This is a genomic window from Shewanella sp. S1-49-MNA-CIBAN-0167 (assembly GCF_040310145.1).
Classification (GTDB): domain Bacteria; phylum Pseudomonadota; class Gammaproteobacteria; order Enterobacterales; family Shewanellaceae; genus Shewanella; species Shewanella psychromarinicola.
On the sequence record NZ_JBEOPO010000528.1, the window covers coordinates 1 to 231 of the forward strand.

General features: G+C 44.2%; 1 pseudogene. It reads left to right on the forward strand.

Annotation, left to right across the window (positions count from 1 at the left end):
- Positions 1-231: pseudogene (locus AAEZ00_RS22290) on the forward strand (permease); the annotation flags it as partial.

The following is a 231-nucleotide window of genomic DNA, read 5'->3' on the forward strand; positions in this document are numbered from 1 at the left end:
GCTCAAATTTACCTTATTGTATATTGCCGTTGGAATGAGTGTGGGAATGTTAGGCGGCCTGTTTCTTGACAGTATTAAGGCTGAACGTTGGCTACAGTCGTTTGCGGCCGAAGCCTTAAAACGTGGTCAGCAGAAGGGGGTTGGCAATACTGCTGATGATAGTGGCAAAGTGCAAACTATGTCATTGCCACAAAGGCATCAATTTGCCAAAACTGAGATGCTAGATATATT